This is a genomic window from Azonexus sp. (assembly GCF_036170495.1).
GTDB lineage: Bacteria > Pseudomonadota > Gammaproteobacteria > Burkholderiales > Rhodocyclaceae > Azonexus.
The window spans coordinates 1-2,084 of the sequence record NZ_JAVHPH010000370.1 but is presented as its reverse complement, the minus strand read 5'-3'; the positions used below and the strand labels follow the sequence as shown (position 1 = coordinate 2,084).

The window sequence follows — 2,084 nt, the reverse complement described above, 5'->3', positions numbered from 1 at the left end:
GCTTCCTTGGCCGCTTCTTTTTCGCGCAGCACGCTTTGCGGCGCCTGCGTTTTCAGGCTGACCAGACGCAAGCCGGATTGCCGGACCAGCAGGCGTTCGAGCAGGCCATTCATGTCTTCTGGCCGAACCAGTGCAGCGCCGACTTGCCGCAACTGCTCATCGAGTTGTTCGCGTTGCGCCACCAGCGTCGCCAGCTCAGCTTTCCGGCCGGCATCCGGATCAACTTTCAATTCCTGTTGCAGGCTGGCCGCCTGCGTCTGCATGGCCGCCAGCGAAGCGCTCTCGGTAGCGATGGTATTCTGCATTGCCTTGCTGCGGCTCCATTGCGGATCGACAAACAACGCATTGCCAATCAGCAGCGGGCCAAGCACCAGTGCCAGCGCGACAAACAAACGTTCGCGCTGGGACAACGCCGCATATCGGCGGCACAAGCGACTCCATTGCTGGCACAGGACTTTCATCGCGCCCTCTCCCGCCCGCCAAGCAGCTCAGTACGCAGCGTGAATTCGGTATAACGCGCCGGCGCCTTGGCCTTGACGGCGGAGGCTGCTGCCTCGGGCTTTGCGTCGGCCGGATCGACGCCCTTCATGTCGAGCGCGGCAAAGCGACGGCCGGCAAAGGCCGGCTCATCATTGAGCCGGTTGATATAGGTCGGCAGCAAGGCCGGATCGAGCAGTCGGCCGCGCATCTCGATTTCCTTGTCGGCGAAGCCAAAACCGAGCAACCAGACACCGTCAATGCCCTGTCGGGAAAATCCCTGCAGCAGCCCGGAATACGCGCTTCCCTGCGTGACGTCGCCTTGAGCGATAACGGCAAGCACTTCCTGGCGCTGGATGACAGCCAAGCGCGCCGCCGTTATCTGGCGCGCCAGCGACATGTCTCCCTGGCGGGCAGCAAGCGACTGGCCTAGCGCCTGAACCTGCTGCTGCACGGCCAGCAACTGGTTCTTTATTTCGGTTTCATGCGCCTTGAGATTCATTCCCTGATTGACGCCCAAGGCCGCCAGAAGACCGACCAACAGGAAGCCGACCAAGGCCGCCCCGGCCACCACCGGCAAGGCCAGCCAGTCAAAACGCGGCCGCAAGGCCGGCAGAATCAGGTTAATCTGCTGGCTCATGCGTTGCCCCTGAGTGCAGCACCAATGGCGAGCAGGCTTTGCGCCTGACGCTCGGCCGACCGTAATTCAGGCAGCCCGGTAAATTCGGCCACTACAGCGAGATCAGCCGCCTGCACCGGCAGATAGAGGTTCTCAACAAGCCCGGCCACCGTTCCGGCGCAATCGAATTCGGCGGCCACCAAGAGGCGCGACACGGAGATGAAACCGTACTGCCGATCGAAATTGTCCAGCGTCCGTTGCAACTCCAGCGCCAGACGCTCAAGCATTTGTCGGCGCCGCTCTTCATCAGCCTTGGCCAAGGCATCCGAATCAATTTCGATGCGCCGCGACAGGTACAACTCACCACGAAAGGTAATCGTCAGCAGGCCATCGCCCTGGGTCAGCGCCAGAAAGGCCAGGCCACGATTTTCTTCCTCAAAGAGCACGGCGACATTGCGCACCGCCATTTCTGGAATGTCGATGGCTTCGAGCGGAATCTTCTTCTCATGGAACAGGGCCATCCGCTCACCGATCACTGCGGCCGGCGAAACAACGGCGAAGACGCTGGCCTGGCGCCCACCTTCGGTAGGGATGTCGGCGACGGCAATCGCCGCGTCATCGACCGGAAAATCCACCACATCCTTGAGCCGCCAGCGCAAGGCCTGCACTCGCTCTTCGGCCGGCACGGCGGGTGCGTCAATCTGCACCAACCGGTAATCATTCTCGCCAAGCAGGACAGCGCAGCGGTAGCGCTTCAGGCCACGGCTGTGACCCAAACGGGACAACGCATCGGCTTCATTTTTCTCGATGCGGAACGAGTCGCAAAGCTTGATTTCAGGGCGTTTGCCGGGAGCGCGAACGACATGGGCGAGATCAATGCGATCGCCGTGCCGGACCACCGACATCCATCCCGCCTCGAACTTCACCCCAAAATTCGGCCACATTGTCCCGACACCTTAAGTTTTTTCAGAAGGATAGCCAGTAACGC

Annotated in this window: 3 protein-coding genes; all 3 read right to left on the bottom strand. The window is 61.3% G+C overall.

Annotated features, from left to right (window positions below; translation table 11 throughout):
* Positions 1 to 461: hypothetical protein (locus ADADOO_RS13540; RefSeq protein ID WP_511278030.1), on the bottom strand; the 461-nt coding region annotated here is incomplete at its 3' end.
* The gene (locus ADADOO_RS13535; RefSeq protein ID WP_511278029.1) at positions 458 to 1,117 is read right to left on the bottom strand and encodes a hypothetical protein; all 660 of its coding nucleotides are present in this window, start codon (positions 1,115 to 1,117) and stop codon (positions 458 to 460) included. The genes ADADOO_RS13540 and ADADOO_RS13535, both read right to left, overlap by 4 nt.
* Entirely contained in the window at positions 1,114 to 2,040 is a 927-nt protein-coding gene (locus ADADOO_RS13530) for a hypothetical protein (protein WP_511278028.1), read from the bottom strand. Before ADADOO_RS13530 ends, ADADOO_RS13535 begins: the two co-directional genes overlap by 4 nt.
* Between the last annotated feature and the right edge of the window lie 44 nt (positions 2,041 to 2,084).